The organism is Micromonospora sp. CCTCC AA 2012012 (assembly GCF_040499845.1).
Classification (GTDB): domain Bacteria; phylum Actinomycetota; class Actinomycetes; order Mycobacteriales; family Micromonosporaceae; genus Micromonospora; species Micromonospora mangrovi.
In genome coordinates this window covers 6,373,899-6,398,027 of record NZ_CP159342.1, presented here as the reverse complement: position 1 = coordinate 6,398,027, position 24,129 = coordinate 6,373,899, and the positions used below count along the sequence as shown (strand labels likewise).

Below are 24,129 nucleotides of genomic sequence, written 5' to 3'. Positions count from 1 at the left end.
CCAGGCACCCAGAGTACGGGGTGTTCCTGAACACGTCGGGTCAAGGTCACGTCACGATCGCGGGGCCCGGCCGGGCGGGGCCCGGCTCAGCAGCGGGTGGGCTGCCCGCCGGTCCGCAGCTTCTCCAACGCCGTCAGCGCGTCGTCCAGCGAGGCCACCTTCAGCAACGGCAGGTCGGGCTGCGGATTGCGGACCGCCTCGGCGCAGTTGTCGGCCGGCACCAGGAAGACCTTCGCGCCCGCTTCCTTCGCGCCGACCAGCTTCTGGGCGATGCCACCGATCGGCCCGACCCGACCCTCGTCGTCGATGGTGCCGGTGCCGGCGATGACCTTGCCGCCGGTCAGGTCCGCCGGCTCCAGCTTGTCGACGACGCCCAGGGCGAACATCAGCCCGGCGCTCGGGCCACCGATGTCACCCAGGTCGATCTTCAGGGTGAACGGGTGCGGCTGCTGCTGGTCGATCTCGACGCCGATCCGGGGTCGCCCGTCCTGCTCGCGGCTGGTCACCGTGGCGGTGGCCGGGGTGCCGTCCCGGGTGTAGCCGATCTTCAGCGCGGTGCCGGCCGGCTTGGCCCGGATCAGTTCGGTGAGCCGGCTGGCGCTGGTCACCTGCTGCCCGTCGACCGAGGTGAGGACGTCCCCGGCCTTCAGCACGTCGGTCGAGGGGCCACCGGCGGTGACCCCCTTGACCAGCACCTGGATCGGATAGCCCAGCTCCCGCAGGGCGGCGGTCTCCGCGCTGGTCTGCGAGTTCTGGAAGTCCTCGGCGTTGCGCTTCTCGACCTCCTGCTGCGACTCGCCCGGCGGATAGACCAGCTCGCGCGGCACCACCGCCTCGTCCGGGGAGAACCAGCCGGCGAGCGCCGAGCGGAGCCGGACGGTGGGCTGCACGCCCACGGTGGTCAGCCGGAGCTGGCCGGCGGAGGTGGACGTCGGCCGCCCGGTGACCTGGATGACCTCCTTGCCGTCCGAGGTGCCGAGGGTGTTGACCGTCGGGCCGGGCCCGAGCACCACGTACGGAATCGGGACGCTCAGCACGCCGACGCTGAGCAGGGCGGTGAGCAGTGCACCGAGCAGTACGGTCACGCCGCGACGTCTCATGCGGCAGAGCGTACCGACCGCCGTGCGCCGGTCCGGCCCGACGACCGGTGGACTTCGCCCTCAGCGCAACGCCAGCGGCGCGACCTGGGGCGCGGCACGCGTACCGTAGACGTCGTGCCTGACATTCCGTTCGGATTCGCGCTCCCGGGTGGGCAACCACCAGATCCCAACGACCCCGCGCAGATGCAGCAGTTCATGTCGCAGTTGCAGAACCTGCTCTCCGCGCCGGGCAGCGGGCCGGTCAACTGGGACCTCGCCCGCCAGGTGGCGGCGAGCCAGCTCGCCGCCAGCGGCGACCCGGCGGTCTCGCCGTTCGACCGCAACGCGGTCGAGGAGGCGCTGCGCATCGCCGACCTCTGGCTGGAGCCGGCCACGTCGTGGCCCACCGGCATCCAGACCTCGATCGCCTGGAACCGGAACGAGTGGATCTTCCGGACCCTCGACGTGTGGCGCAAGCTCTGCGACCCGGTGGCCAGCCGGATGGTCGGCGCGATGGGCGACCTGGTGCCGCCGGAGGCGCGGGCCCAGCTCGGCCCGATGCAGTCGATGGTCGCGACGCTGGGCGGCGCGCTCTTCGGCGGCCAGCTCGGCCAGGCGCTCGGCTCGCTCGCCGCCGAGGTGCTCTCCGCCGGCGACATCGGGCTGCCGCTCGGCCCGGCCGGCACGGCCGCGCTCGTCCCGGCCAACATCAAGGTGTACGGCGAGGGCCTGGAGCTGCCCGAGGACGAGGTCCGCCTCTACGTCGCCCTGCGCGAGGCCGCCCACCAGCGGCTCTTCCAGCACGTGCCGTGGCTGCGCGGGCACGTCCTCACCGCCGTGGAGAACTACGCCGCCGGGATCCGGGTCAACCGGGAGGCGATCGAGGAGGCGATGGGCCGGGTCGACCCGACCGACCCGGAGTCGATGCAGGCGATCGCCCTGGAGGGCATCTTCACGCCGGAGGACACTCCGGCGCAGAAGGCGTCACTGGCCCGGCTGGAGACCGTGCTGGCCCTGGTCGAGGGCTGGGTGTGCCACGTGGTGGACAGCGCCGCGGGTGAGCGCCTGCCGAACGTCGTCCGGCTGGGCGAGGCGTTCCGCCGTCGCCGGGCCGCGGGCGGGCCGGCCGAGCAGACCTTCGCCGCGCTGGTCGGCCTGGAGCTGCGTCCGCGCCGGCTGCGCGAGGCGGCGGTGCTCTGGGCGGCGCTGACCGAGCACCGGGGCATCGCCGGCCGGGACGCGGTCTGGGGTCACCCGGACCTGCTCTCGTCCGACGACGACTTCGCCGACCCGGAGGGCTTCGCCGCCGCCCGGCTCGACCTGGACGACGAGTTGGCCACCTTCGACTTCACCGCGCCGGGTGGCCCCGAGGAGCCGGCGCCGGGTGGGGACACCCCGCCCCGCCCCGACTCCGAGGGCGACGAGAAGGCCTGACGTCCGCCGGACGACCCGGCGGGTGAGTGTGGTGCTGCGGCGGTGTCCGGGTGTCCCGGGCACCGCCGCTCAGCGCGCGTGGCCGGAGAGCAGCGCCCGGGTGGCGTCCCAGCCCTCGAAGGCGGGGTCCAGGGCGGCCAGGTCGGCCGGGCCGCGCAGCCGCCGCCAGCCGGTGGTGACCGCGACGTCGCCCGGGCTCGGGGCACCGACCCGGGCGTCCGTCGGCACCGCCGTGTCCAGGTCCAGCACCGGCAACCACTCGGGTACGGGCAGCCGCGCCGCGACGCCGAGCAGCCCTGGTCCGGTCCCCTCGACCGGCGCGACCGCCACCGGTCGGGTGGTGAGCGGACGCAGCAGCTTGCCCAGGGTGAGGCCGGGCACGTCGGGTGCGTCGGCGGCCACCACGGCGGCCTGGTCGTAGCGGGTCAGCGCGGCGAGGACCGCGTTGACGGTCAGCTCGGGCACCTCGTACACCGTCATGTCGGGCCAGACCACGGCGTCGGCCAGCGGCCGGTCCGCCGGCGTGACGGCCACGGCCGTCTCCACCTCGTTGAGGGTGGCGAGCAGGTCCACCACGTCCTCGGCGAGCGCGGTCCGCCACCGGGTCGGGTCGATCCCCGGTGGCGTCCAGGCCACCGGTCCGAGCAACGCCACCACCACACGTCGGGCCACGCCCAGACCCTACGCCGCACCACCCCGTCGTCCGGTGCCGCCGGTCACCGTCGGGACGCTACGAACTTGATTACATCAATGGGTCACCGACCGGTGTGCCCGGCCGACGGTGGCGGCCCACTCGCCTGCGCGGGTGGGCCGCCACCGTCGGCCCACCCGCGCAGGCGACCGGGACGGCCGTCCCGCCCCAGCGTCAGCGCGGCGCGGTCAGTCGGTGAGCGGGATGCCGGAGGCGGCGGCGACGCCCTCCAGATAGCCGCGCGCCCGCTCGGTCTTCGGGTAGCGGCCGACGAGCTGCCAGAACCGGGCGTTGTGACTGGGCACGATGAGGTGCGCCAGCTCGTGCAGCAGCACGTAGTCGATCACCCAGTCCGGCATGTCCTGGATCCGGTGGGAGATCCGGATGGTGCGGTCGGCGGGGGTGCAGGAGCCCCAGCGCCCGTTCTGGTTGGTCACCCAGCGGACGCTCGCCGGCGCGGCCTCGGCCCCGTGCTCGGCCAGGTAGAGGTTGATCAGTCGGGCGGCCCGGGCGAGCAGTTCGGCGTCGGAGCGGGCGAGGCGACCCTCCCGGGCGGCGAGCCGGGCCAGCATCCGGTCGACCCACTCGCTCTCCTCCGCGCGGGAGAACTGGTCGGGGATGAGCACCACGACCCGCTCACCGTCCCGGTACGCGGACACCGTGCGTCGCCGGCGCTGACTGCGCCGCACCTCGACGACGGGCTTCCGCGTCACGGCCATCACTGACCCGCGCAGCCTCGGATGACTGTCACGAGGGAAAGCTAATGCGTACTGACCAGGGGTCCGCAAGGGTCAACACGACGACACGCGCCCGAAAAATGATGATTGGTCGCCCAGAGTCCCGAAAAAAATCTGTCCCGGGCCAGGTCAGGCCGCCCCGGTCACCCTTCGTGGCGGCCGGATCGGCGGCGTACGCGTCACCTCGCGGACCCGGACCACGTTAAGTGATCATCCCGGGAAGTGCGGGACGGGGGCGGTCCGAAGGGGGATCTGAGCGCATTCGCCCGGCGTGTCCCCGCCAAACTGACTTATCCGACCTAACTCGGCATGCACACTCTCGACGTCGACTTGCTCACGTCGCGATGCACAGCTGACATGGAACTGCCCGTACCTGGGTAGGGTCCGCCAACCAGCGGTCACGAGCGTGACCGCGGAGAACCCCAGCGTCGGCGCCCGCGTGGCCCGCGCCGGGAAACCCGCCGGGACTCCGTGCCCGACGGACGAGACGAGGAGGGCTACCGTGGCCGACCAGGCCCAGACCTACAACGGTTACTGCGTCAAGTGCAAGGAGAAGCGGGACTTCGAGGGACACGTCGAGGTCTCCAAGACCGGCATGAACATGGCCAAGGGCAAGTGCCCGGTCTGCGGCACAACAGTGAACCGCATTCTCGGCAAGGCGAAGGTCTGATCCGTCCGGATCGAACGGGGGAGGGGTGGCCCACGGCCACCCCTCCCCCGTTGCGTTTCCGGTGGTCGGGGGCCGTTGTCGGCTGCCGGACAGAGTTACCGGCCGGTTGTGGACAACCCGGCTTTTCCTGTGGACAGCGCTGGATACAGCGATGCCCACCTGTGGACAACGATCCACGGAGAGCATGGACGCGGTAACGATTCGTGCCATGACACGTCTCGCGCCCCCGGCCCGCGCCGCCCTCACCCGTCCCACCCTGCTGCCCGGCCTGGCCCGGCTGTGGCGCGACCGGCACACCCTCCAACTCGGCGTCGAACCGGGCCGGGCGGTCCTGCTGGAGGTGGCTGATCCCCGCGCGGCCCGGCTGCTCGACCTGCTCGACGGCACCCGCAGCGAGCGCGGTGTCCTCACCGAGGCGGACGTGCCGGCCGACGACGCGCGGGTCCTGCTCGACGCGCTGCACGCCGCCGGACTGGTGGTGCCCGCGCACACCCTGCTCCCCCGCGACCTGGCCGGCCCGGTCCGGGCCCGACTGGCCGGTGAGGCCGGCGCGCTGGCGCTGGACGCCGCGGGACTGCCCGGCACTCCCGCCCAGGTGCTCCGGCGACGCCGCAGCGCCCGGGTGCTGGTCACCGGCGCCGGGCGGCTGGGCGGGCCGATCGCGGTGGCGCTGGCGCAGGCGGGCGTCGGCCAGGTCGACCCCGACCTCGCCGGCCCGGTCCGCCCCGGTGACCTGGTCGGCACCGGGCTGTCGGCGGCGGACGTCGGTCGGCCGCTGGCCGCCGCGCTGCGCGAGGTGCTCGGCGGCACCGCGCCGGGCACGGACACCCGCCCGCTGCGACACGGCCGGGTCGACCTGGTCGTCCACCTGGGCACCGACCGGCCCGCCGCCCTGATCGCCGCCCGGCACGCCCGGCGTCGCCAGCCGCACCTGCTGGTCGGCCTGCGCGGCGGCGTACCGGTCGTCGGCCCACTCGTCCGGCCGCCGGTGGGGCCCTGCCTGAACTGCCTCGACCTGCACCGGATCGACCGTGATCCGGACTGGCCGGCCCTCGCCGCCCAGCTCGCCGCCGTCGACCCGGCGGACCAGGCCGCGGCGGCCACCACCCTCCTCGCGGCCGGGGCGTACGCGGCGGCCGAGGCGCTGGCGCACCTCGACGGGGGCAGCCCGGAGACCCTCGGCAGCGCGGTCGAGGTGGGTGCCGCCGGCCGGCACCGGCGGCGGAGCTGGCCCCCGCATCCCTCCTGCGGGTGCTCCGGCGAGCGTCGTCCCCGGGTCAGCGTCAACCGCTACCCGCCACGGAGCAGCAGCCGACCCCCCGAGTCGGTAACAATGGCCGAGTGACCGACATCCCGCGCCGGGCCGTGTCCCGGACCGCCAAGCTCGCCGCCCTGCCGCTCGGCTTCGCCGGTCGGACCGTCCTCGGGATGGGCAAGCGGGTCACCGGGCTCGCGTCCGACGTCATCTCCGCCGAGATCCAGCAACGCACCGCCGAACAGCTCTTCAGCGTCCTGGGCCAGCTCAAGGGCGGTGCGATGAAGTTCGGGCAGGCCCTGTCGGTCTTCGAGGCGGCGCTGCCCGAGGAGGTCGCCGCCCCCTACCGGCAGGCACTCACCAAACTCCAGGAGGCCGCCCCGCCGCTGCCCGCGTCGACCGTGCACAAGGTGCTCGCCGAGCAGCTCGGGCCCGAGTGGCGGGACCGTTTCGTGGAGTTCGACGACACCCCGGCCGCCGCGGCGAGCATCGGTCAGGTGCACCGCGCCGTCTGGCGCGACCCGGGGTACGGCCCGACCGGCGCCCCGAACCACCGCGACGTGGCTGTCAAGATCCAGTACCCGGGTGCCGGTGAGGCCCTGCTCTCCGACCTCAAGCAGCTCTCCCGGCTGGGCGGCATGTTCCGGGCCATCCAGCCCGGCCTGGACGTCAAGCCGCTCCTGGTCGAGCTGCGCGAGCGGATCACCGAGGAGCTGGACTACGAGCTGGAGGCCGAGTCGCAGCGCGCCTTCGCGGCGGCGTACGCGGACGATCCGGAGATCTTCATCCCGGAGGTGCTGCACGCCGCACCCCGGCTCCTGGTCACCGAGTGGATCGAGGGGACGCCGCTCTCCGCGATCATCCGGGAGGGCAGCGAGGAGGAGCGCGACGAGGCCGGGCGGCTGATGGCCGTGCTGCACCTCTCCGCGCCGATGCGGGCGGGCCTGCTCCACGCCGACCCGCACCCGGGCAACTTCCGGCTGCTCCCCGACGGTCGGCTCGGGGTCATCGACTTCGGCGCCGTGGCCCGGATGCCCGAGGGCACCCCCGAGCCGATCGGCCGGTTGGCCGGCATGGCGCTGCGCGGCGACGCGGACGGGCTGGTCAGCGGGCTGCGCGAGGAGGGCTTCGTCAGCCAGACAGAGTCGATCGACGCGCAGGCGCTGCTGGAATACATCCAGCCGATGCTGGCCCCGGTCGCCGAGGAGGAGTTCCGGTTCACCCGGGCGTGGCTCCGCGCCGAGGCGACCCGGCTGGCCAGCCCCCGCTCGCCCGCCTTCCAGCTCAGCCGGCAGCTCAACCTGCCGCCGTCGTACCTGCTGATCCACCGGGTGACGCTGGGGTCGATCGGGGTGCTCTGCCAGTTGGAGGCGAAGGCGCCCTACCGGGCCATCCTGGAGCGCTGGCTGCCCGGTTTCGCCCCGGTCGCCTGAGCGACGACGCCCCGCGCGACACGGAGACGCCGAGGGGCGGTGGCCGGAAACCGGCCACCGCCCCTCGTGCTGGTAGGGACTAGAGAACGCCCAGGTCGCGGGCCGACTTGCTGCGGCTTTGCATCGCGACGGTACGGGCGGAAGGGGTTGCCTCAGTGCTCGTGGTGGTACGACCGGCCTGAGGCCGGGGCATTCGAGCCCGGGACAACGCTTCGTGGAGTAGTTGCATCTCGGTTCCGTTCGGCAGGTGGATCATGGATCTCGGCTCTCTCTCGGCCGGTGGGACACCGGCGGGGACGTGTGGAACGGGAAGTTGTCAGGCCGCCAGCCGGACCGTGTGACGCGAATCGGGCAGCCCACTGGCCGCCAGTCGCGCCTCGGCCTCGACCCGGAGCTGGGCGTCACGGGCGAGGTCCTCCTTGCGCGGACGGCCACGGGGCCGCTTGCGCGGGACGACCGCGCCACGCTCGAAGATCTCGCCGCCCCAGACGCCCCAGGGCTCGGCCCGCTCCACCGCACCGGCGAGGCACTCGACGCGCAGCGGGCAGTCCCCGCAGAGCGACTTGGCCAACTCCAGCTCGGCGGGCTGGTCGGAGAACCACAGGTCGGGGTCGAACTTCCGGCAGGGCAGGTTCGCCTCCACCTCGACATCTGCGTCGAGCGGGGCCAACGCCAGACTCATCGCCCGGTCACCTCTCTCTCACTTCGATCTCGTGGATCGCAATTCCGACGTACTTCGACGGGCAAAAAACTGAGGCCGCGGATCCCGGTGAGCGGGTTCCGCGGCCTCGAGGTGAGCCGGTGGTCTGAAGATCAGACCGGTCTCCCTCGAGGTGGAACGCCGCGGACATCCGTGCGCTTCTTGGCGCTGTCGATGCCCTTGCCCGTGAAGCCACTGGTCCCCTCGATTCCGGCCAGCGGCGCAACGGTCAGGTTCAGCTCGGCCTGAGCCTGGACCTGGTGCACCTGCGGAACCGACGGCCGAGCGGCAAGGACCACCCGGACAGCCGACAGCGGAGCGTGGGCAGCTGGCATCGCCGCCGGAAGCTCATAGTTGAAGATCTCCATTGCTGCCACCCCCCTCACGTTCCTCATGTCGACTCTGGACCCGACCCCCGTGAGCAGCCGGAATGGCGCCGCTCGCGTGGTGTGTCCTGAGGCTATTCCTCGCGCCGGGGCGAGGGCAAACGAATTTACGACTCGATTTCGAAAGTTTTCTCCGGGCAGACATCGTCGACCGACGCGCCTCCCACCAGGGCGAGGACCGTGTCGCCGTAAAGGCCCAGTTTGCGTGGTCCGATGCCGGCGATCGCGATCAGCTCCTCGGCCCGCCCCGGCTTCCGCTCGGCCAGCGCGGTCAACGTGGCGTCGGTGAAGACCACGTACGCCGGCACCTTCTGCGCGCCGGCCACCCGCCGCCGCCAGTCGAGCAGCCGCTCGTACAGCTCCTCGTCGAGGTCGGAGGGGCAGGTCGGGCAGCGCCCCAGCTTGCGGTCCGCGCCGCCGAGCAGGGTCGCGCCGCAGATCCGGCAGGAGACGATCTGGTTGCGCCGCCGCTCGACCCGCTTCGCCGCGCCGGCGCCGGCCCGTTCCGTGCCGCCCCCCGAGCGGTCGAGCTGCGGCAGGAAGCGGGACGGCCGCCGGGCCCGTCCGCCCGGCGAGCGGGCCGCGGCGTACGACAGCCAGAGCCACTCCCGCGCCCGGGTGATCCCGACGTAGAGCAGCCGTCGCTCCTCCTCGACCTGCTCGGCGGTCTTCGCGTACACGGTGGGGAGGGTGCCCTCGGCGAGGCCGACCAGGAAGACCGCGTCCCATTCGAGGCCCTTGGCGGAGTGCAGCGAGGCCAGGGTCACCCCCTCGACGGTGGGTACGTGCTGCTGGGCGGCCCGGCGGGCCAGCTCGTCGTTGAAGTCGCCCAGGGTCACCGGCCGCTCGACCGCGGCGGCCTCGCCGATGGGCAGCACCTCGGGCGTCGAGGCGTACTCCTCGGCGAGCTGGACCAGGGCGGCGAGCGCCTCCCAGCGCTCCCGGGCGGCACCGCCGGCCGGGGCGGCGTCCGGTGCCCAGCCGACGGCGGAGAGGCCCTCGACCACGGCGGTCGGCAGCGGCGTCTCCCCCGGGATGGAGCGGGTGGCGGCCCGCAGCGCCACCATCGCCTGACGCACCTCGGGTCGTTCGAAGAAGCGCTCCGCCCCCTGCACCACGTACGGCACCTGCGCCTCGGTGAGCGCCTTCTCGTACGCCTCGGACTGGGCGTTGATCCGGAACAGCACGGCGATCTCCCGGGCCGGGGTGCCACCGTCGATCAGCACCCGGCAGCGGGCCGCGACCGCGTTGGCCTCGGCCGCCTCGTCGGTGAAGATCCGCAGCTCCGGTTCGGGGCCGGCGGGCCGCTGCCCGTGCAGCTCCAGCCGCAGCCGGGCCTCGGTGCCCCGGGCCTGCGAGATCACCGCGTTGGCCAGCCCGACGACCTGCGGGGTGGAGCGGTAGTCGCGGACCAGCCGGACCACGGTGGCGGTGCGGTGCCGGCGCGGGAAGTCGACCAGGTACGACGAGGTGGCCCCGGTGAACGAGTAGATCGTCTGGCTGGCGTCGCCGACCACGGTGAGGTCGTCCCGGCCGCCGAGCCAGGCGTCCAGCAGCCGCTGCTGGAGCGGGTTGACGTCCTGGTACTCGTCGACCACGAAGTGCCGGTACTGGCCGCGTACCTGCTCGGCGACGTCCGGGTGCTCCTCGATGCCCCAGACGGCGGCACGCAGCATGTCCTCGAAGTCGATCACCCCGTTGCCGCGCTTGAGCTTCTCGTACGCGGCGAAGACCTCGGCCACCTTGGCCGGCTCGTGCGGGGTGTCGCGCAGCGCCTTGGCCGCGGCGACCACGTACTCCCCCGGCTCGACCAGCGACGACTTGGCCCACTCGATCTCGCCGGCCAGGTCCCGGGCGGCGGCCCGGTCGGTGCGCAGCCCCACCTTGGCGGCGGCGAGCGTGACCACCCGCACCTTGCTGTCGAGCAGCTCGGGCATGGCCCGCCCCTCCAGCAGCCGGGGGGCGAAGTAGCGCACCTGACGCAGCGCGGCGGCATGGAACGTGCGTGCCTGGACACCCGGCACCCCGAGAACGGTGAGACGGCTTCTCATCTCGGCGGCGGCGCGGGCGGTGAAGGTGACCGCCAGCACGTGCCGGGCGGAGATGTCCCCGGTCAGCGCGCGGTGGGCGATCCGGGAGGTGACCGCGCGGGTCTTGCCGGTGCCGGCGCCGGCCAGGATGCAGACCGGACCGGCCGGCGCGGTCACCGCGGCCCGCTGCTCCGGATCCAGCCCGGCCAGCACCCGTTCCGCCGCAGAGTGAACCACCACAGCCAGGAATCATCCCAGGCTCCCCCGACGTTGCACCGATAGCCTGGCTTGACCGTGAGCCGCCGGACAGGATCGTTGGAGGACCTCAGCATGTTGACGATGTATTCCACCCCGTGGTGCGGCTACTGCCACCGCCTGAAGTCGCAGCTGGACCGGGAGGGCATCGGGTACGACGTGGTCGACATCGAGCAGGACCCGAAGGCCGCCGAGTTCGTGATGAGCGTCAACGGCGGCAACCAGACCGTCCCGACGCTGCGCTTCGCCGACGGCAGCGCCCTCACCAACCCCTCGATCACCCAGGTCAAGCAGCACCTCGCCAGCCTCAACGCCTGACCCCACCCGCACCTGAGAGAGCGGCCGCCCCGTCCCGGGCCGGCCGCTCTTTCACGTCCCCGCCACCTCCACCGCCCCCGGCCGACCACCGCCCGACCAGTGGCCGCCCCGTGGTCATGAAGTCAGCGTCCGGCCGCTCGGCGTGTCGTGACGGCAACCTCATGATCGACGCCGAGGGCGGGAGGGGCGGGGGCCGGGTCGAGGGGGGTGGGGGTGGTGGGGCGGCGGGGGGAGGGGATCCGGGCGGGGTGGGCCGGTGGTGGGGTGGGGGTCGCGGCCGGGGGGCTGAGGCGGCGGCCGTGCCAGAGGTACGCGCCGGCCGCCGTGGTGACCACCCCGACGAGGACGAAGAGCAGGCGGTAGTCGAACACCCCGACGAGCAGCGCACCGGTGCCGATGGAGGCCGCCTGCGGACCGCTGACCAGGGCGTCGGAGGCGGCGGCGACCCGGCCGAGCAGCCGGGGCGGGGTACGCCGCTGGACCAGCGTGTTCAACCCGACCATGGTCAACGGCAGCGACACCCCGGCCAGCAGCAGCGCCAGCACGCCGAGCCAGAGCCGCGGGTACGCCAGCGCCACCGCGGCCGGCCCGAAGAAGGTCACCCCGGCGGCCAACGCCCCCACCTCGCCGGCCCGGCGGACCACGGTGGCCGAGAGCAGGCCGCCGACCAGTCCACCGATCCCCTGCACGGTGACCAGCACGCCGACGAACGCGGCGTCCCGGTGCAGCCCCCGGTCGACGTACGCGAAGATCAGCGACTCGGTGAAACCCATCACCAGCGAACCCAGGCCGTAGCCGACCAGGGCCCGGCGCAGCGCGGGCTCGCCGGCCAGGTGTCGCAGCCCGGCCCCCAGCTCCGCGGGCCAGCTCAGCTCCCCGGCCGGGGGTCGGGTCTCGGCGACCCGGAGCAGGCCGACCACCGCGGCGGCGGTGCCGAAGCCGGCCATCGCGAGTGTCACCAGCAGCCAACCGCCCACCGCGGCGTAGAGCCCGGCGCCGGCGAGCGGGCCGACCAGGCGCAGCCCCTGGCGGACGGTCTGCAACGCGCCGTTCGCGTCGGGCAGCAGGTCGCTCGGCACCAGCTGCCGGATCAGGCCGCTGAGCACCGCGCTCAGCGTGATGTACGACAGGCCGTAGAGCGCGGCCACCACATAGATGATCCAGACGTCGGCGCGGTCGCGGACGGCGAAGAGCGGACTCAGCAGGACGGCGGTGCCGAGGTTGGCGGCCACGAAGAACGGCCGGCGCGGGTAGCGGTCGACCACCCAGCCGACGAGCGGGGCGAGCACCATCGGGGCGATGATGGCGAAGATGGTGGCGCCGGCCTGACCGTCCGACCCGGTCAGGTCCTTCACCCAGACGGCGAGGGCCAGCAGCAGGATCGACTCGGCGGCCATGCTGGCCAGCAGGGCGCCGAAGAGCAGGCGGAAGTCGGGGCGGCGCAGGACGGTGCGCATGGGTCCCTCCGGGGGGTGGCGCCCGGTGCGGGCGCGTCAGGGGGCGGTGCCGGTCGACCGGAACAGCGTCGTCGGGGCCGTCGGCACCTCTCCACAGTCCTCTTTTTGTCTGGAGACACGCCCTCGCCGGAACCACCGACACCGGTTGCGCCGTCCATACTGACCGTGGGGGGTGAATTTCATACAGTTACCGTCGCGTCTGCGGCGGTCGACGGAGAAGAGGACACCGTGCCTCCTACCGCACCAGGCCCCATGCTGCGTCGCCGCAGACTGGGCACCGAGCTGCGCCGACTCCGCGAGCTGACCGGTCTCACCGGCGACCAGGTCATCGAGCGGATCGGCTGGGCCTCCGCGTCCAAGTTGTCCCGGCTGGAGAACGGTCGCAGCCGCCCGGACCCGGAGGACGTGGGCGTCCTGCTGGATCTCTACGGGGCGGACGGCGAGCTGCGCGAGGAGCTGCTGGGCATCGCCCAGGAGGCCGGCGACATGCGCGGCTGGTTGAGGAACTTCCCGGTGATGACCCAGCAGCAGCGCGGCTTCGCCGAACTGGAGGCCGGCTGCGCGGAGATCTCCGAGTTCAACCCGGTGCTCGTCCCCGGCCTCTTGCAGACCCCGGCGTACGCCCGCCTGCGGATCGTCTCCGCGCACGGGGTCGACGAGCAGGCCGGCGAGGACCCGGAGACCGAGGTACGCGCCCGGCAGGCCCGCCAGTCCCTGCTCACCCGCCCGGAGGCGCCCCGCTACACCGCCGTGCTGGAGGAGTCGGCGCTGGGCCGGCGGACCGCCCCGCCGGAGGTGCTGCGCGAGCAGATCATCCACCTCTGCGAGCTGGCCGGGCAGCCCAACGTCACGCTGCGCCTGCTGCTGCGGGACACCCGGGTCGCCGACTGGTACCTGCCACCGACGGCGTTCTCGATCTACCGCTTCGCCGACCCGCTCGATCCGGAGACGCTGGCCATCGAAGGTGGCTTCACCGACGTCATGTCAACCGCAGCAAACGTCCTAAATCCCTATAAAGTGGTGTTCGAGTGGCTATGCTCGGCGGCGCTCTCCGAATCGGACACCCGCTCCTGGCTCATCGAGGCGACGGGACGACTGCCCGACACGGCAACCGAGTCCACGGTGGCGTACGCGCCGGCAACGGCGCCGGCACAGCGCCGCCGGGCCTCGGGGCGTCTGACGACGGACCGGTGACGCACCGCCGGGCCCGCCGTCTCGGCCCGCGGCGTCACTCGTCCCCATCGGAGCACTCCAGAGCAGGAGCAGGACCATGAACGAACTCCGCAACCAGCAGCTCGCCGACGCGGCGTGGCACAAGAGCACCCGCAGCCAGACCTCGAACTGTGTCGAGGTGGCCGAGTTGCGCGCCGGGCCGGCGGCCGTCGCGCTGCGCGACAGCAAGGACCAGGGCGGCCCGGTGCTGCTGTTCAACCGGGCCGGCTGGCTGGGCTTCATCGCCGGCGCGAAGAACGGGCAGTTCGACCTGAACTGATCCGGCGAGCATCTCCGGGGCCGTCGGCGTCGCGCCGGCGGCCCCTCGCGCGTTCCTGCCGACAACCGTACTGAGCTGGGGTCCCCCGATCGGGCGACCCGCACCGTCGATAGGCGAGTTTCACTTGCTGGGACGACGTCCGGGCGTAACATGTCGAAAGAGTGACGTGGAAGTTCCACTGCGTACTCGCCGTCGCGATCCGTCCGGGGGACACCCATGCGGTTCCTGATCGTTCGCACCGACATCCGCTCCGTCGCCGACACCGACATCGCCGCCGCCTGGGCGGACGGTGGCCGACTGCGGGACGAGACCACCACGCCGGAACCGCGCCGCCAGGTCGTGCACGCCGAGGACCGCGACGCCGCGCTGCTGCTGGCCCGGGCGCTGGCCACCGTCGGCGCGGTGCGCTGCGGCAAGCAACGGGTCAAGGTGCTGCCGCTCGACTCCCCCGGCCCGGACCACCCGTACCGTGGCGGCTCCTGACCCACCCGACGTCCGTCGTGGTCGGACCGGCTCCCCCGCCGCGTTCCCTGCCTCAGCCGCCCACGACGGCCCGTGTTCCCGGCCCGTGACCGTCGCGGCAACGACGGTGACGGGCCGGGACCGCGTCCGGGGTCAGCAGTGGCCGTCGAGCCAGCGGTGCACCAGGAACAGGGCGATGGAGGAGGGCGGGGGCAGGACCAGGCGGTCACCCCCGCCGACGTCGACCGCCTCGCCGGCCAGCGCGGCGCCGATCTCCCGGCGGGTGAACCAGCGCGCCTGGGCGATCTCCGCCGGGTCGACCCGGACCGGCTCGTCGGCGTCGGCCCGGGCCAGGAAACCGAGCATCAGCGAGCCCGGGAACGGCCAGGCCTGGCTGCCCGCGTACGCGATGCCGGCGACCCCGACGCCGACCTCCTCGCGGACCTCGCGCAGCACGGCGGCCTCCGCCGACTCCCCCGGCTCCACGTAACCCGCGAGGCAGGAGAAGCGTCGCTGCCCGGGGGTACGCGGCCAGGTGGCGTTGTTGCCGAGCAGGCAGCGACCCTCCGGGCCGTCCACCCCGTCGTGCACCAGCACGATCATCGCCGGGTCGGTACGCGGCCACGCCCGGTCGCCGCCCGGGTCGATCCGCGACCAGCCGGCCTCGTCCACCTGCGTCGGGTGCCCCGTCGAGGCCGAGTAGCCGTGCCGCAGGTGCCAGTTCAGCAGCGCCAGGGCGGTGGTGAAGATGCCGGCGTCCCGGTCGGCGAGCAGGTGCCCCACCTCGCGCAGGCTGACCGCCCGGGTGCCCGGCAGGCTCGGCAGCGGCGCGTCCACCGCGAAGACCGGCAGCCCGTCCGGCTCGACACCGAGGAACATCGGCACCGACCGGGGCACCTCGGGCAGCTCGCCGGAGCCGACCAGCACCAGCTCCGGCGGGGCGCCCTCGCCGCGGATCAGCGCCCGACCGTCGTCGGTCGAGTCGAGCACCAGCACCCGGGCCTGCTCCCACGCCTCGGCGAGCCAGCCCGGGTCGGTACGCCGGTGCGCCGCCCGGTCCAGGGTGGTCCGGGCGAGCGGCGGGACGGCCTCACCGGTCACGCCGGCTCCGTCCGTACCGGGGTCAGCGCGGAGAGCGGACCGGCGACCCGTTCGGCGTCGCCGAGCACCACCACGACCGCCTTCGCCGGGGACAGGTAGCGCGCCCCGGCCTCGGCGACGTCGGCCACGGTCGCCTTCGCCAACCGGGCGGCGTGCTCGGCGAGGAAGTCCAGGCGCAGCCCGTTGCCGGCGTACGCGCTGGTCAGCGAGGCGAGCCCGGCCTGGGTGGACATGCCGAGCTGGAGGGTGCCCAGGGCGTACTGGCGGGCCTGCTCCAGCTCCTCCGGCTTGACCGGCAGCGACGCCAGCCGACCCAGCTCGTACGTGGTCTCCAGCAGCGCCGGGGCGGTGACCTCGGTGGCCACCTCGGCCCCGGCGACCAGCACCGAACCGGCCACCGAGTGCTCGACCATCGAGTGCGGCCCGTACGTGTAGCCCTTGTCCTCGCGGATGTTCTCCACCCAGCGGGACGAGAAGTAGCCCCCGAAGATCAGGTTGGCCAGTTGCAGCGCGGCGTGATCGGGGTGGGTACGCGGCACCGCCGGCAGCGCGATCCGCAGCGACGACTGCACCGAGCCGGGCCGGTCGACCAGCAGCAGCGGGCCGGGCTCCAGCGGCGGGGCGGGCGGCAGCTCGGCGACGTGCCCGTCGCCCCGCCAGCCGCCGAGGGCCTGCTCGGCGGCGTCCAGCGCGCGGGCCGGCTGCACGTCGCCGACCAGCACCAGCACCGCCCCGGCCGGGTGGACCCGCTCGGCGTGCAGCTTCCGCAGGGCCGCCGGGCGGACCGCGCGGACCTGGTCGGGTTCCGGGGTCTGGGTCGCGTACGGGTGCCGGCCGTAGACCCGCTTGAGCAGCGCGGTGCGGGCGAGGTGGGCGGGCTGGCTCTGCGCGACCTGGATCCGGTCGACCAGCCGGTCCCGCTCGGTCTCCACCCAGTCGCCCGGATAGGTCGCCCCGGTCAGCACGTCGGCGAGGAGTTCCAGCATCCGGTCCAACCCGGTGACCAGGCCGGCCCCGGAGAGCATCAGCCGGTCCGGGTCGACCCCGGCGGAGAGCCCGCCGCCGACCTTCTGCAGCTCGGCGGCGATCTGGGTCGCGGTGAGGGTCTGCGTGCCGGAGAGCATGGTCTGGGCGAGCATCGCGCCGCGGGCCAGGTGGCTGCGCCCGAACGGCATCCAGAGCCGCAGCTCGACCAGCGGCACCGCCGGCCGGCGTACGGCGATCACGGTGAGCCCGTTGGCGAGGGTGCGCTCGGCCTGGGTGGGGAGCTTGAGCTTGCGGTTGGGGCCGAGCGGCGGCAGCGTCCGGGACCCGGCGGAAACGGTCGCCGTCGCCGTCATTTGGCACCTCCGGGGATGACCTCGATGGACGCGCGGCGTTCCGGCCGCAGGGTGGCGGCGGCGGCGCGGACCTGCTCCTCGGTGACCTCGCCGACCAGCCGGGGCAGCTCGTTGAGCAGGCCCGGCTCGCCGCGCTGCTGTTCCAGCACGGCCATCCGCAGTGCCCGGCCGAGCACCGCGTCGGTGTCCCGCAGCAGGTGGGTGGCCATCCTGGCCTGGGTACGGGCCAGCTCACCCTCGGTGAGCCCGTCGGTGGCGAGCCGGTCCAGCTCCTCGTCGAGGGTGCGCAGCACCTTGTCCACGTCGCCGCCGGGCGGCAGGTGCGCCTGGAGCAGCAGCGCGGTGGGGTCACGCACGTCGAACGGGTCACCCATGAAGCCGAGGTAGCCGCCGAGGCTGGTGACCGTCCGGTCCCGCTGCACCAGCCGCTCGACCAGCCGGGAGGCGTCACCGTCGGTGAGCACCTCGGCCAGCACCACGTACGGCAGGTAGCCGGCGAAGTCGCTCACCGGGTCGGGCACCCGCCAGGCCCCGGCGATCGCCGGCAGCGGCGCCAGCTTGTCGGTGTACGACTTCCGCCGCTCGGCGGTCAGGTCGGGTTCGGTGAAGTCGGGGCGGTCCGGGGCGGGCCGGGCCGGCACGTCGCCGAAGTGCCGCTCGATCAGCCCGGTCGCCTCGGCCACGTCGATGTCGCCGCTGACCGCCAGGACGGCGTTGCCGCTGGCGTAGTAGCGGCGGAAGAAGTCGGCGGCGTCGGCGACGGTGGCGGACTCCAGGTCGTCGAAGGAGCCGTAGCCGTCGTGCGCGTTGGGGAAGGTGTCGAACATGACCGGCGGCAGGGTCAGCCAGGGGAACCCGCCGTACGGCCGGTTGAGCACGTTGACCCGGATCTCCTCCTTGACCACGTCGACCTGGTTGCGCAGGTTCTCCTCGGTGAGGCGGGGACCGCGCATCCGGTCGGCCTCGAGGAAGAGGGCCCGTTCCAGCGCATTGGCCGGCAGGGTCTCGTAGTAGTCGGTGTAGTCCAGGTGGGTGGAGCCGTTGAAGGTCCCACCGGCGCCCTGCACGTGCCGGAAGTGGGCCAGCTTCTCCAGGTTCTCCGAGCCCTGGAACATCAGGTGCTCGAAGAGGTGGGCGAAGCCGGTGCGTCCCTCGGGTTCGGAGCGGATGCCGACGTCGTAGACCACCGCCACCCCGATCACCGGGGCGCTGCGGTCAGGGGTGAGCACCACCCGCAGGCCGTTGTCGAGGGTGAACCGCTCGACCGGGTATTTCGTCGCTGGAATTCTCGCTCTCCGCGTCGGCACGTGATCGACACTAGCGCGTCGGCACCCCCCGTACCGGCCAGCTCCCGGCAGCGGGGCGACGGCGCGCCGGGGGTCGGCGGCCGACGGCGGCCGGGGCACCGGACGGCGGTCCGCGCGGTGGGCCGACCGGCGAGGGTAACTCCACCGAACAGGTGGGAATTATCGAGAAACGCAGGTCGGGGCTTCCCGGATGCTGAACCGGCCTTGACGCCGGCCGCGTGTTACTCCAGTCTTCCTACCTACTAAGTAGGAATACTGCGGATTGGACAACGATGAGACGGCTCCCCTTCCGTCGGCTGGTCTCCCTCGCCACCCTCGCCGTCGTCGGCGCGGCCACCCTGGGCAGTACCGCCGCCTGCGGCGACGACACCGATGACGCCGCCGGCAAGGCCGGCCCGGTGACCCTGCGCCTCGGCTACTTCCCCAACATCACCCACGCCCCCGCCGTCGTCGGCGTGGAGAAGGGGATCTTCGCCGAGAAGCTGGGCAGCGGCGTCAAGCTGGAGACCAAGACGTTCAACGCCGGCCCGGCCGCCATCGAGGCGATCTTCTCCGGCGCGCTCGATGCCACGTACATCGGTCCGAACCCGACCGTGAACGCCTTCTCCAAGTCCAAGGGCGAGGCGGTCCGGGTGGTCTCCGGCGCCGCCTCCGGCGGCGTGGCCCTCGTGGTCAAGCCCACCATCACCTCGGTCGAGCAGCTGCGCGGCAAGAAGATCGCCACCCCGCAGCTCGGCAACACCCAGGACGTGGCGCTGCGCTACTGGCTCAAGGAGAAGGGCCTCAAGACCACCAAGGAGGGCGGCGGCGACGTCAAGGTCGTCCCGCAGGAGAACGCGCAGACGGTGGACACCTTCGCCAGCGGCGCGATCGACGGCGCCTGGGTGCCGGAGCCGTACGTCTCCCGGCTGGTCAACGCCGGCGGCAAGGTCCTCGTCGACGAGCGCGACCTCTGGCCGGACAAGAAGTTCGTGATCACCAACCTGATCGTCAGCACCAAGTTCCTCAAGGCCCACCCGGACGTGGTCAAGAAGCTGGTCGAGGGGCAGGTGGCGGCGAACGAGTTCGTCAACACCAAGCCGGACGAGGCCCAGCAGGCCATCTCCGACCACATCGGCAAGATCACCGGTAAGCCGCTGGACGTCAAGCTGATCAAGCAGGCGTGGCCGACGCTGGAGTTCACCAACGACCCGATCGCGTCCTCGCTGAAGACCGGCCTGGACCACGCGGTCGCCGTCGAGCTGACCCAGCCGGTCGACCTGAACGGCCTCTACGACCTGAAGTTCCTCAACGAGGTGCTCAAGGCGCAGGGCAAGCCCGAGGTCACCCAGCCGTGACGTCGACCACGACGACCACGCGCAGCGCGACCGGCTCGGTCGCGCTGCGCGGCGTGACCAAGGTGTACGGCCAGGGCGGCAACGCCGTCCTGGCGCTGGACGGGGTGTCGCTGGACGTCGCCCCCGGCGAGTTCGTCTGCCTGGTCGGCGCCTCCGGCTGCGGCAAGAGCACGCTGCTCAACCTGGTCGCCGGGCTGGACCGGCCCAGCGGCGGGAAGATCGAACTCGGCGAGGGCGTCAACCCCGGCCTGATGTTCCAGGAGCCCGCCCTCTTCCCCTGGCTCACCGTCGAGGCCAACGTCGAGGTGCCGCTGAAGCTGCGCGGTCTGCCCCGGGCCGAACGGAAGGCGAGGGTCGCCGAGCTGCTGCGTACGGTCCACCTGGCCGACTTCGGCCGCAAGCGACCGCACGAACTCTCCGGCGGCATGCGGCAGCGGGTCGCCCTGGCCCGCACCCTCGCCCTGGACACCCCGGTGCTGCTGATGGACGAGCCGTTCGGCGCGCTGGACGCGATGACCCGCGACATCCTGCACGACGAGCTGGAGCGGATCTGGTCCGAGCGGAAGCTCACCGTGCTCTTCGTCACCCACAACGTGCGGGAGGCGGCCCGCCTCGCCGACCGGATCATTCTGCTCTCCAGCCGTCCCGGCCGGATCAGCTGGTCCACCGGGGTGGACGTGCCCCGACCCCGCCGGATCGACTCCCCCGAGATCGCGAACATCGCCGCCGAGGTCACCGACCGGCTGCGTACGGAGGTGGGCCGCCATGGCCAGTGACACGATCACCGGGACCACGCGCAGCGACGCGGAGATCTCCGGACTGGACGCGCTGGAGATCGCCGGGCAGGAGCAGGGCCCGTCCCGACTGCGGCAGCTCTGGTCGGCCACGTGGCCGAAGCTCGCCGCCCTCGCGCTCAGCATCGCGCTGTGGCAGTTCGTGGTCTGGACCGGGTGGAAGGACCCGTGGGCGCTGCCCGGCCCGGCGACGGTCTTCGCCGATCTCGGCGACTACCTGGTCAGCCCGGCGCTCTGGGAGGGCCTCGCCACCACCGGTCGCCGGGCCGCGGTGGGCTTCGCCGCCGCCGTCGCCGTCGGCCTGCTGCTCGGCCTGGCCGTGGCCCGGGTGAAGATCCTGCGGGCCGCCCTCGGCTCCATGATCACCGCCTTGCAGACCATGCCGTCGATCGCCTGGTTCCCGCTGGCGATCCTGCTCTTCCAGCTCAGCGAGCAGGCGATCTTCTTCGTGGTGGTGCTCGGCGCCGCCCCGTCGGTCGCCAACGGCGTCATCCACGGCGTGGACTACGTGCCCCCGCTGCTGGTCCGGGCCGGCCGCAACCTCGGCGCCCGGGGGCTCAACCTCTACCGGTACGTCATCGCGCCGGCCGCCCTGCCGGCCATCGTGGCCGGGCTCAAGCAGGGCTGGGCGTTCGCCTGGCGCAGCCTGATGGCCGGTGAGCTGCTGGTGGTCATCGCCACCAAGACCTCCATCGGCGCCCAGCTCACCTATGCCCGGGAACTCAACGAGGCGCCCCGGCTGATGGCCATCATGATCGTCATCCTGGTGGTGGGCCTGGCGGTGGACGCCGCGTTCGGCGCCGCGGACAAGGCGATCCGGCGCCGCTGGGGCGTGCTGGACCAGGCCGGCAACTGAGCCGTGTACGTCTCCGCGCGCGCCGACTACGCACTCCGGGCCATGCTCGCCGTCGCCGACGTCACCGGGTCCCCCGGTCGGACCGGCGGCGGCGAGCTGGTCAAGGCGGCGAGCCTGGCCGAGAGTCAACAGATCCCGCACAGCTTCCTCCAGGGCATCCTGCTGGACCTGCGCCGGGCCGACCTGCTGCACAGTCACCGGGGCACCGACGGCGGCTACGCCCTCGCCCGCCCGGCCGACGAGATCAGCGTCGGCGACGTCCTGCGCGCGGTCGGCGGCACGCTGACCAGCGTGCGGGGCCTCCCGGCGGACAGCGCCGGCTACCACGGCGTCGCCACCGGGCTGCGGGACGTCTGGCTGGCGGTGCACGGCGCGATCGCCCTGGTCGTCGACCGGACCACCCTCGCCGACCTGCTCGCCGACCGCGTCACCCCGCACTGACCGGTCGCGCGACCTTCGCGCCCCCGCCCGAAGATCGTGCTCGATCCAGGAAGTGGTGGCGTCGAACCGCGTCGGATGCCACCCGATCCAGGATCGAGCGGGATCTTCGGGCGCGATCCCGGTGCGCGCGGCACGCGGGAAGCCGGCGGTCGATCAGCTCACGACCGGCTGGGTGAGCGGGCCGGTGGGGCTGTGCCATTCGACCGGGCCGGCCCCGGCGACGTCACCGGCCGCCGGGTGCCACGGGCCGAAGGCAGCAACCATGGCGAGCAGCAGGCCCGCCCCCGCAACAGCGAGAACCAGCAGCAGCTCGCGCAGCGCCCCCGAGCCGGCGTCGCCCGCCATGGTCACCCCTCCCCGCGCCAGCGGCCGGTCCCCCCGGCCGCTTCCCCCCGACGCCAGCCTCGCCCACCCCCGCCCCCGGGACAGTCGCCCATCAGACGCCGCACCGACTGATCCCCGACTCCATCACCCCGGCGCCTCGTCCGCCGCGTTGCCCCCGGCGAGACCGTGGAACCCGACAGCCCACCCCGGGGCGGAAGCGTTCCAGGGTCGGGAAAGCGCGCTGGCCCGCCCCTGGAGAGGGACGGGCCAGCACGGGAGGTTCGATCAGGCGGTACGGGGGCGCTGAGGGCGACGACGACGGCCGGAGGGGCGGTGCACCGAACGCGCTCCGCCCGCCTCGACGGAGTCACCCGTCGTACGACCCGTCTCGGTGGCCCGGCCAGCGGGGGCGCGGAAACCGTCACCGCCACCGGCCCGACGACCCCGACCCGACCCGGTACGCGTGGCGGCGACCGCCGCCGGGGCGGCGATCGTCACCGGCACGCCGGACGGCTCGCGGGCCCCGGTGACCCGGGACAGCGCCTCGTCGCCGGGGCGTACCTGGGCGGTCTGCGGGCGGATGCCGGCGACGCTCATCAGCCGGGTGACGTCCCGGCGCTGCTCCGGCAGGACCAGCGTGACCACGGTGCCCGACTCGCCGGCCCGGGCGGTACGCCCACCCCGGTGCAGGTAGTCCTTCGCCTCGGTGGGCGGGTCGGCGTTGACCACGAGGTCCAGCCCGTCGACGTGGATGCCGCGGGCCGCCACGTCGGTGGCGACCAGCGCGGTGATCTGGCCGCTCTTGAACTGGTCCAGGATCCGGGTGCGCTGCGGCTGGCTCTTGCCACCGTGCAGCGCCGCCGCGCGTACGCCCTTGGACAGCAGCTGACGGGCGAGCCGGTCGGCGCGGTGCTTGGTCCCGATGAAGAGGATGGTGCGGCCCTCGCGGGCGGCGATCCGGGCGAGGGCGTCGGGCTTGTCCGCTGCCTCGACGTGCAGCACGTGGTGGGTCATCGCGGTCACCGTGGCGGTGCCCGGGTCGACCGAGTGCGAGACCGGGTTGGTCAGGAAGCGGCGGACCAGCCGGTCGACGCCGCCGTCGAGGGTGGCGGAGAAGAGCATCCGCTGCCCGTCCGGGGCGACCTGCTCCAGCAGCTTGGTGACCTGCGGCAGGAAGCCCATGTCGGCCATCTGGTCGGCCTCGTCGAGCACGGTGACCGCCACCTCGCCGAGGCGGGCGTCACCGCGGTTGATCAGGTCGTGCAGCCGACCGGGGGTGGCGACGACCACCTCGGCGCCGGCACGGAGGGCGTCCGCCTGGCGCTGGAGGGAGAGACCGCCGACGACGGTGACGCAGCGCACGCCGAGCGCACGCGCGTACGGGGTGAGTGCGGTGGTGACCTGCTGGGCCAGCTCCCGGGTCGGCACCAGCACCAGCGCGAGCGGGCGGCCGGGGCGGGCCCGGCGGCCCGCGACGCGGTGCAGCAGCGGCAGGCCGAAGGCGAGCGTCTTGCCGGAGCCGGTACGCCCCCGGCCGAGCACGTCCCGACCGGCGAGCGAGTCGGGAATGGTGGCCGACTGAATGGGGAACGGCTCGGTGATGCCCTGCACGGTCAGCTCGGCGACGAGCGCCGGAGCCAGGCCGGTGGACGCGAATGTGGGCATGGTCGTGGTCATGCGGAATGCCTTCCTCGACGCGGCACGTGTCGAGGAAGGGCGCCGAAGGGCGGCGCTGTCACCGGGGGACTCGTCCGCCGGGACTCACAAGCACGAACCGAAGGGGGTACGGGCCGGTCCGCCGCAGCGCGCCGCCCGCCGGAGCGGGGGTGGCGCGGCGGACCGGACCCGTCACCGTGCCCTGAGGGCGCGATGGGTGTTACGGGTGATCCGAAGATCAGAGCGGGCGGATGTTCTCCGCCTGCGGGCCCTTCTGGCCCTGGGTGACCTCGAACTCGACCCGCTGGTTCTCGTCCAGGCTCCGGTAGCCGGAGGACTGGATCGCCGAGAAGTGGGCGAAGACGTCAGCGCCGCCGCCGTCCGGGGTGATGAAGCCGAAGCCCTTGTCAGCGTTGAACCACTTGACGGTGCCAATAGCCATTTGTTTCGTCTCCTTGACGGAACGTTCGAACCGCACTTGTTGCGGGCCGAAAGAGGAGCCCACCGCGCATGATCCACGCGATGAACCTGTCGCTGCTGGTCGCCCCGCCCGGAGAACTCCGGACACAACAAA

General features: G+C 73.2%; 25 protein-coding genes. 12 read left to right on the top strand and 13 right to left on the bottom strand.

The genetic code is table 11. From position 1 onward, the window contains the following. Nucleotides 1-86 precede the first annotated feature (86 nt). Nucleotides 87-1,100: a YlbL family protein gene (locus ABUL08_RS29005; protein WP_350933232.1), complete on the bottom strand. Its 1,014-nt coding sequence runs from the start codon at nt 1,098-1,100 to the stop codon at nt 87-89. 183 nt (nt 1,101-1,283) lie between these two features. Here ABUL08_RS29005 and ABUL08_RS29000 point away from each other — a divergent pair, with 183 nt between their 5' ends. Further along, on the top strand, nt 1,284-2,513 hold the full coding sequence (locus ABUL08_RS29000) for a zinc-dependent metalloprotease (protein ID WP_350938890.1): 1,230 nt from the start codon (nt 1,284-1,286) through the stop codon (nt 2,511-2,513). Nucleotides 2,514-2,582: 69 nt separating this feature from the next. Here ABUL08_RS29000 and ABUL08_RS28995 read toward each other — a convergent pair whose 3' ends face one another. Together ABUL08_RS28995 and ABUL08_RS28990 are read right to left on the bottom strand one after the other, a co-directional pair. Then, entirely contained in the window at nt 2,583-3,185 is a 603-nt protein-coding gene (locus ABUL08_RS28995; protein WP_350933231.1) for a hypothetical protein, read from the bottom strand. Nucleotides 3,186-3,392: 207 nt separating this feature from the next. Continuing rightward, on the bottom strand, nt 3,393-3,923 hold the full coding sequence (locus ABUL08_RS28990) for a M48 metallopeptidase family protein (protein ID WP_350933230.1): 531 nt from the start codon (nt 3,921-3,923) through the stop codon (nt 3,393-3,395). A gap of 520 nt (nt 3,924-4,443) precedes the next feature. Between ABUL08_RS28990 and ABUL08_RS28985 the strand changes: the two genes are divergently transcribed. The 3 genes from ABUL08_RS28985 to ABUL08_RS28975 all read left to right on the top strand — a co-directional run bounded on the left by ABUL08_RS28985 (nt 4,444) and on the right by ABUL08_RS28975 (nt 7,299). Continuing rightward, nucleotides 4,444-4,611, top strand: coding sequence for a DUF5679 domain-containing protein (locus tag ABUL08_RS28985; protein WP_007464795.1), 168 nt, complete (start codon nt 4,444-4,446; stop codon nt 4,609-4,611). Between the two features lie 208 nt (nt 4,612-4,819). Then, nucleotides 4,820-5,956: a TOMM precursor leader peptide-binding protein gene (locus ABUL08_RS28980; RefSeq protein WP_350933228.1), complete on the top strand. Its 1,137-nt coding sequence runs from the start codon at nt 4,820-4,822 to the stop codon at nt 5,954-5,956. Next, nucleotides 5,953-7,299 (top strand): ABC1 kinase family protein, encoded by a 1,347-nt coding sequence (locus tag ABUL08_RS28975; RefSeq protein ID WP_350933227.1) that lies wholly within the window; start codon nt 5,953-5,955, stop codon nt 7,297-7,299. Before ABUL08_RS28980 ends, ABUL08_RS28975 begins: the two co-directional genes overlap by 4 nt. Before the next feature lie 316 nt (nt 7,300-7,615). Here ABUL08_RS28975 and ABUL08_RS28970 read toward each other — a convergent pair whose 3' ends face one another. The 3 genes from ABUL08_RS28970 to ABUL08_RS28960 form a co-directional block, all read right to left on the bottom strand. After that, nucleotides 7,616-7,981: a WhiB family transcriptional regulator gene (locus ABUL08_RS28970; RefSeq protein WP_350933226.1), complete on the bottom strand. Its 366-nt coding sequence runs from the start codon at nt 7,979-7,981 to the stop codon at nt 7,616-7,618. 131 nt (nt 7,982-8,112) lie between these two features. Further along, nucleotides 8,113-8,367 (bottom strand): hypothetical protein, encoded by a 255-nt coding sequence (locus tag ABUL08_RS28965; protein WP_350933225.1) that lies wholly within the window; start codon nt 8,365-8,367, stop codon nt 8,113-8,115. Between the two features lie 125 nt (nt 8,368-8,492). After that, the gene (locus ABUL08_RS28960) at nt 8,493-10,655 is read right to left on the bottom strand and encodes an ATP-dependent DNA helicase UvrD2 (protein ID WP_350933224.1); all 2,163 of its coding nucleotides are present in this window, start codon (nt 10,653-10,655) and stop codon (nt 8,493-8,495) included. Nucleotides 10,656-10,745: 90 nt separating this feature from the next. On the opposite strand from ABUL08_RS28960, the gene ABUL08_RS28955 reads away from it, so the two are divergent. Beyond that, nucleotides 10,746-10,988: a mycoredoxin gene (locus ABUL08_RS28955; RefSeq protein ID WP_350933223.1), complete on the top strand. Its 243-nt coding sequence runs from the start codon at nt 10,746-10,748 to the stop codon at nt 10,986-10,988. 122 nt (nt 10,989-11,110) lie between these two features. Here the strand turns inward: ABUL08_RS28955 and ABUL08_RS28950 are convergent, their stop codons facing one another. Further along, nucleotides 11,111-12,445: an MFS transporter gene (locus tag ABUL08_RS28950; protein WP_350933222.1), complete on the bottom strand. Its 1,335-nt coding sequence runs from the start codon at nt 12,443-12,445 to the stop codon at nt 11,111-11,113. A gap of 228 nt (nt 12,446-12,673) precedes the next feature. On the opposite strand from ABUL08_RS28950, the gene ABUL08_RS28945 reads away from it, so the two are divergent. From ABUL08_RS28945 to ABUL08_RS28935, 3 genes are all read left to right on the top strand, one after another. Beyond that, nucleotides 12,674-13,639, top strand: coding sequence for a helix-turn-helix domain-containing protein (locus tag ABUL08_RS28945; RefSeq protein WP_350933221.1), 966 nt, complete (start codon nt 12,674-12,676; stop codon nt 13,637-13,639). Between the two features lie 76 nt (nt 13,640-13,715). Continuing rightward, nucleotides 13,716-13,937: a DUF397 domain-containing protein gene (locus ABUL08_RS28940; RefSeq protein ID WP_350933220.1), complete on the top strand. Its 222-nt coding sequence runs from the start codon at nt 13,716-13,718 to the stop codon at nt 13,935-13,937. 216 nt (nt 13,938-14,153) lie between these two features. After that, entirely contained in the window at nt 14,154-14,420 is a 267-nt protein-coding gene (locus ABUL08_RS28935) for a hypothetical protein (RefSeq protein ID WP_350933219.1), read from the top strand. A 132-nt stretch (nt 14,421-14,552) separates the two neighbouring features. Here the strand turns inward: ABUL08_RS28935 and nudC are convergent, their stop codons facing one another. Genes nudC through ABUL08_RS28920 form a run of 3 tightly spaced genes read right to left on the bottom strand, consistent with a single transcriptional unit; the run spans nt 14,553 to nt 18,147 of the window. Further along, complete coding sequence (gene nudC / locus ABUL08_RS28930; protein WP_350933218.1) at nt 14,553-15,500, bottom strand: NAD(+) diphosphatase; 948 nt, start codon at nt 15,498-15,500, stop codon at nt 14,553-14,555. Beyond that, nucleotides 15,497-16,840 (bottom strand): M16 family metallopeptidase, encoded by a 1,344-nt coding sequence (locus tag ABUL08_RS28925; protein ID WP_350933216.1) that lies wholly within the window; start codon nt 16,838-16,840, stop codon nt 15,497-15,499. Before ABUL08_RS28925 ends, nudC begins: the two co-directional genes overlap by 4 nt. Further along, a complete protein-coding gene (locus tag ABUL08_RS28920) occupies nt 16,837-18,147 on the bottom strand; it encodes a M16 family metallopeptidase (RefSeq protein WP_350933215.1) in 1,311 nt (436 codons plus the stop codon). Before ABUL08_RS28920 ends, ABUL08_RS28925 begins: the two co-directional genes overlap by 4 nt. 272 nt (nt 18,148-18,419) lie before the next feature. Here ABUL08_RS28920 and ABUL08_RS28915 point away from each other — a divergent pair, with 272 nt between their 5' ends. From ABUL08_RS28915 to ABUL08_RS28900, 4 genes are read left to right on the top strand one after another with little or no spacing between them, the layout of a single operon-like run. Further along, complete coding sequence (locus tag ABUL08_RS28915) at nt 18,420-19,484, top strand: ABC transporter substrate-binding protein (protein WP_350933214.1); 1,065 nt, start codon at nt 18,420-18,422, stop codon at nt 19,482-19,484. Continuing rightward, nucleotides 19,481-20,260: an ABC transporter ATP-binding protein gene (locus ABUL08_RS28910; protein ID WP_350933213.1), complete on the top strand. Its 780-nt coding sequence runs from the start codon at nt 19,481-19,483 to the stop codon at nt 20,258-20,260. The genes ABUL08_RS28915 and ABUL08_RS28910 overlap by 4 nt, the downstream gene beginning before the upstream one ends. Next, entirely contained in the window at nt 20,250-21,134 is an 885-nt protein-coding gene (locus ABUL08_RS28905; RefSeq protein ID WP_350933212.1) for an ABC transporter permease, read from the top strand. The genes ABUL08_RS28910 and ABUL08_RS28905 overlap by 11 nt, the downstream gene beginning before the upstream one ends. Before the next feature lie 3 nt (nt 21,135-21,137). Then, entirely contained in the window at nt 21,138-21,575 is a 438-nt protein-coding gene (locus ABUL08_RS28900) for an RrF2 family transcriptional regulator (RefSeq protein WP_350933210.1), read from the top strand. A 153-nt stretch (nt 21,576-21,728) separates the two neighbouring features. Here ABUL08_RS28900 and ABUL08_RS28895 read toward each other — a convergent pair whose 3' ends face one another. The 3 genes from ABUL08_RS28895 to cspE form a co-directional block, all read right to left on the bottom strand. Then, entirely contained in the window at nt 21,729-21,920 is a 192-nt protein-coding gene (locus ABUL08_RS28895; protein WP_350933209.1) for a hypothetical protein, read from the bottom strand. A gap of 264 nt (nt 21,921-22,184) precedes the next feature. Then, nucleotides 22,185-23,576, bottom strand: coding sequence for a DEAD/DEAH box helicase (locus ABUL08_RS28890; protein ID WP_350933208.1), 1,392 nt, complete (start codon nt 23,574-23,576; stop codon nt 22,185-22,187). 217 nt (nt 23,577-23,793) lie between these two features. Continuing rightward, complete coding sequence (gene cspE / locus ABUL08_RS28885) at nt 23,794-23,997, bottom strand: transcription antiterminator/RNA stability regulator CspE (RefSeq protein ID WP_007464836.1); 204 nt, start codon at nt 23,995-23,997, stop codon at nt 23,794-23,796. Nucleotides 23,998-24,129: the final 132 nt, after the last annotated feature.

Bases quoted from the DNA above. Each gene is read 5' to 3' on its own strand.
- ABUL08_RS29005 (WP_350933232.1), bottom strand. From the start codon at position 1,100: ATGAGACGTCGCGGCGTGACCGTACTGCTCGGTGCACTGCTCACCGCC.
- ABUL08_RS29000 (WP_350938890.1), top strand. From the start codon at position 1,284: ATGCAGCAGTTCATGTCGCAGTTGCAGAACCTGCTCTCCGCGCCGGGC.
- ABUL08_RS28990 (WP_350933230.1), bottom strand. From the start codon at position 3,923: ATGGCCGTGACGCGGAAGCCCGTCGTCGAGGTGCGGCGCAGTCAGCGC.
- ABUL08_RS28980 (WP_350933228.1), top strand. From the start codon at position 4,820: ATGACACGTCTCGCGCCCCCGGCCCGCGCCGCCCTCACCCGTCCCACC.
- ABUL08_RS28970 (WP_350933226.1), bottom strand. From the start codon at position 7,981: ATGAGTCTGGCGTTGGCCCCGCTCGACGCAGATGTCGAGGTGGAGGCG.
- ABUL08_RS28965 (WP_350933225.1), bottom strand. From the start codon at position 8,367: ATGGAGATCTTCAACTATGAGCTTCCGGCGGCGATGCCAGCTGCCCAC.
- ABUL08_RS28955 (WP_350933223.1), top strand. From the start codon at position 10,746: ATGTTGACGATGTATTCCACCCCGTGGTGCGGCTACTGCCACCGCCTG.
- ABUL08_RS28950 (WP_350933222.1), bottom strand. From the start codon at position 12,445: ATGCGCACCGTCCTGCGCCGCCCCGACTTCCGCCTGCTCTTCGGCGCC.
- ABUL08_RS28940 (WP_350933220.1), top strand. From the start codon at position 13,716: ATGAACGAACTCCGCAACCAGCAGCTCGCCGACGCGGCGTGGCACAAG.
- ABUL08_RS28935 (WP_350933219.1), top strand. From the start codon at position 14,154: ATGCGGTTCCTGATCGTTCGCACCGACATCCGCTCCGTCGCCGACACC.
- ABUL08_RS28925 (WP_350933216.1), bottom strand. From the start codon at position 16,840: ATGACGGCGACGGCGACCGTTTCCGCCGGGTCCCGGACGCTGCCGCCG.
- ABUL08_RS28915 (WP_350933214.1), top strand. From the start codon at position 18,420: ATGAGACGGCTCCCCTTCCGTCGGCTGGTCTCCCTCGCCACCCTCGCC.
- ABUL08_RS28905 (WP_350933212.1), top strand. From the start codon at position 20,250: ATGGCCAGTGACACGATCACCGGGACCACGCGCAGCGACGCGGAGATC.
- ABUL08_RS28895 (WP_350933209.1), bottom strand. From the start codon at position 21,920: ATGGCGGGCGACGCCGGCTCGGGGGCGCTGCGCGAGCTGCTGCTGGTT.
- ABUL08_RS28890 (WP_350933208.1), bottom strand. From the start codon at position 23,576: ATGACCACGACCATGCCCACATTCGCGTCCACCGGCCTGGCTCCGGCG.
- cspE (WP_007464836.1), bottom strand. From the start codon at position 23,997: ATGGCTATTGGCACCGTCAAGTGGTTCAACGCTGACAAGGGCTTCGGC.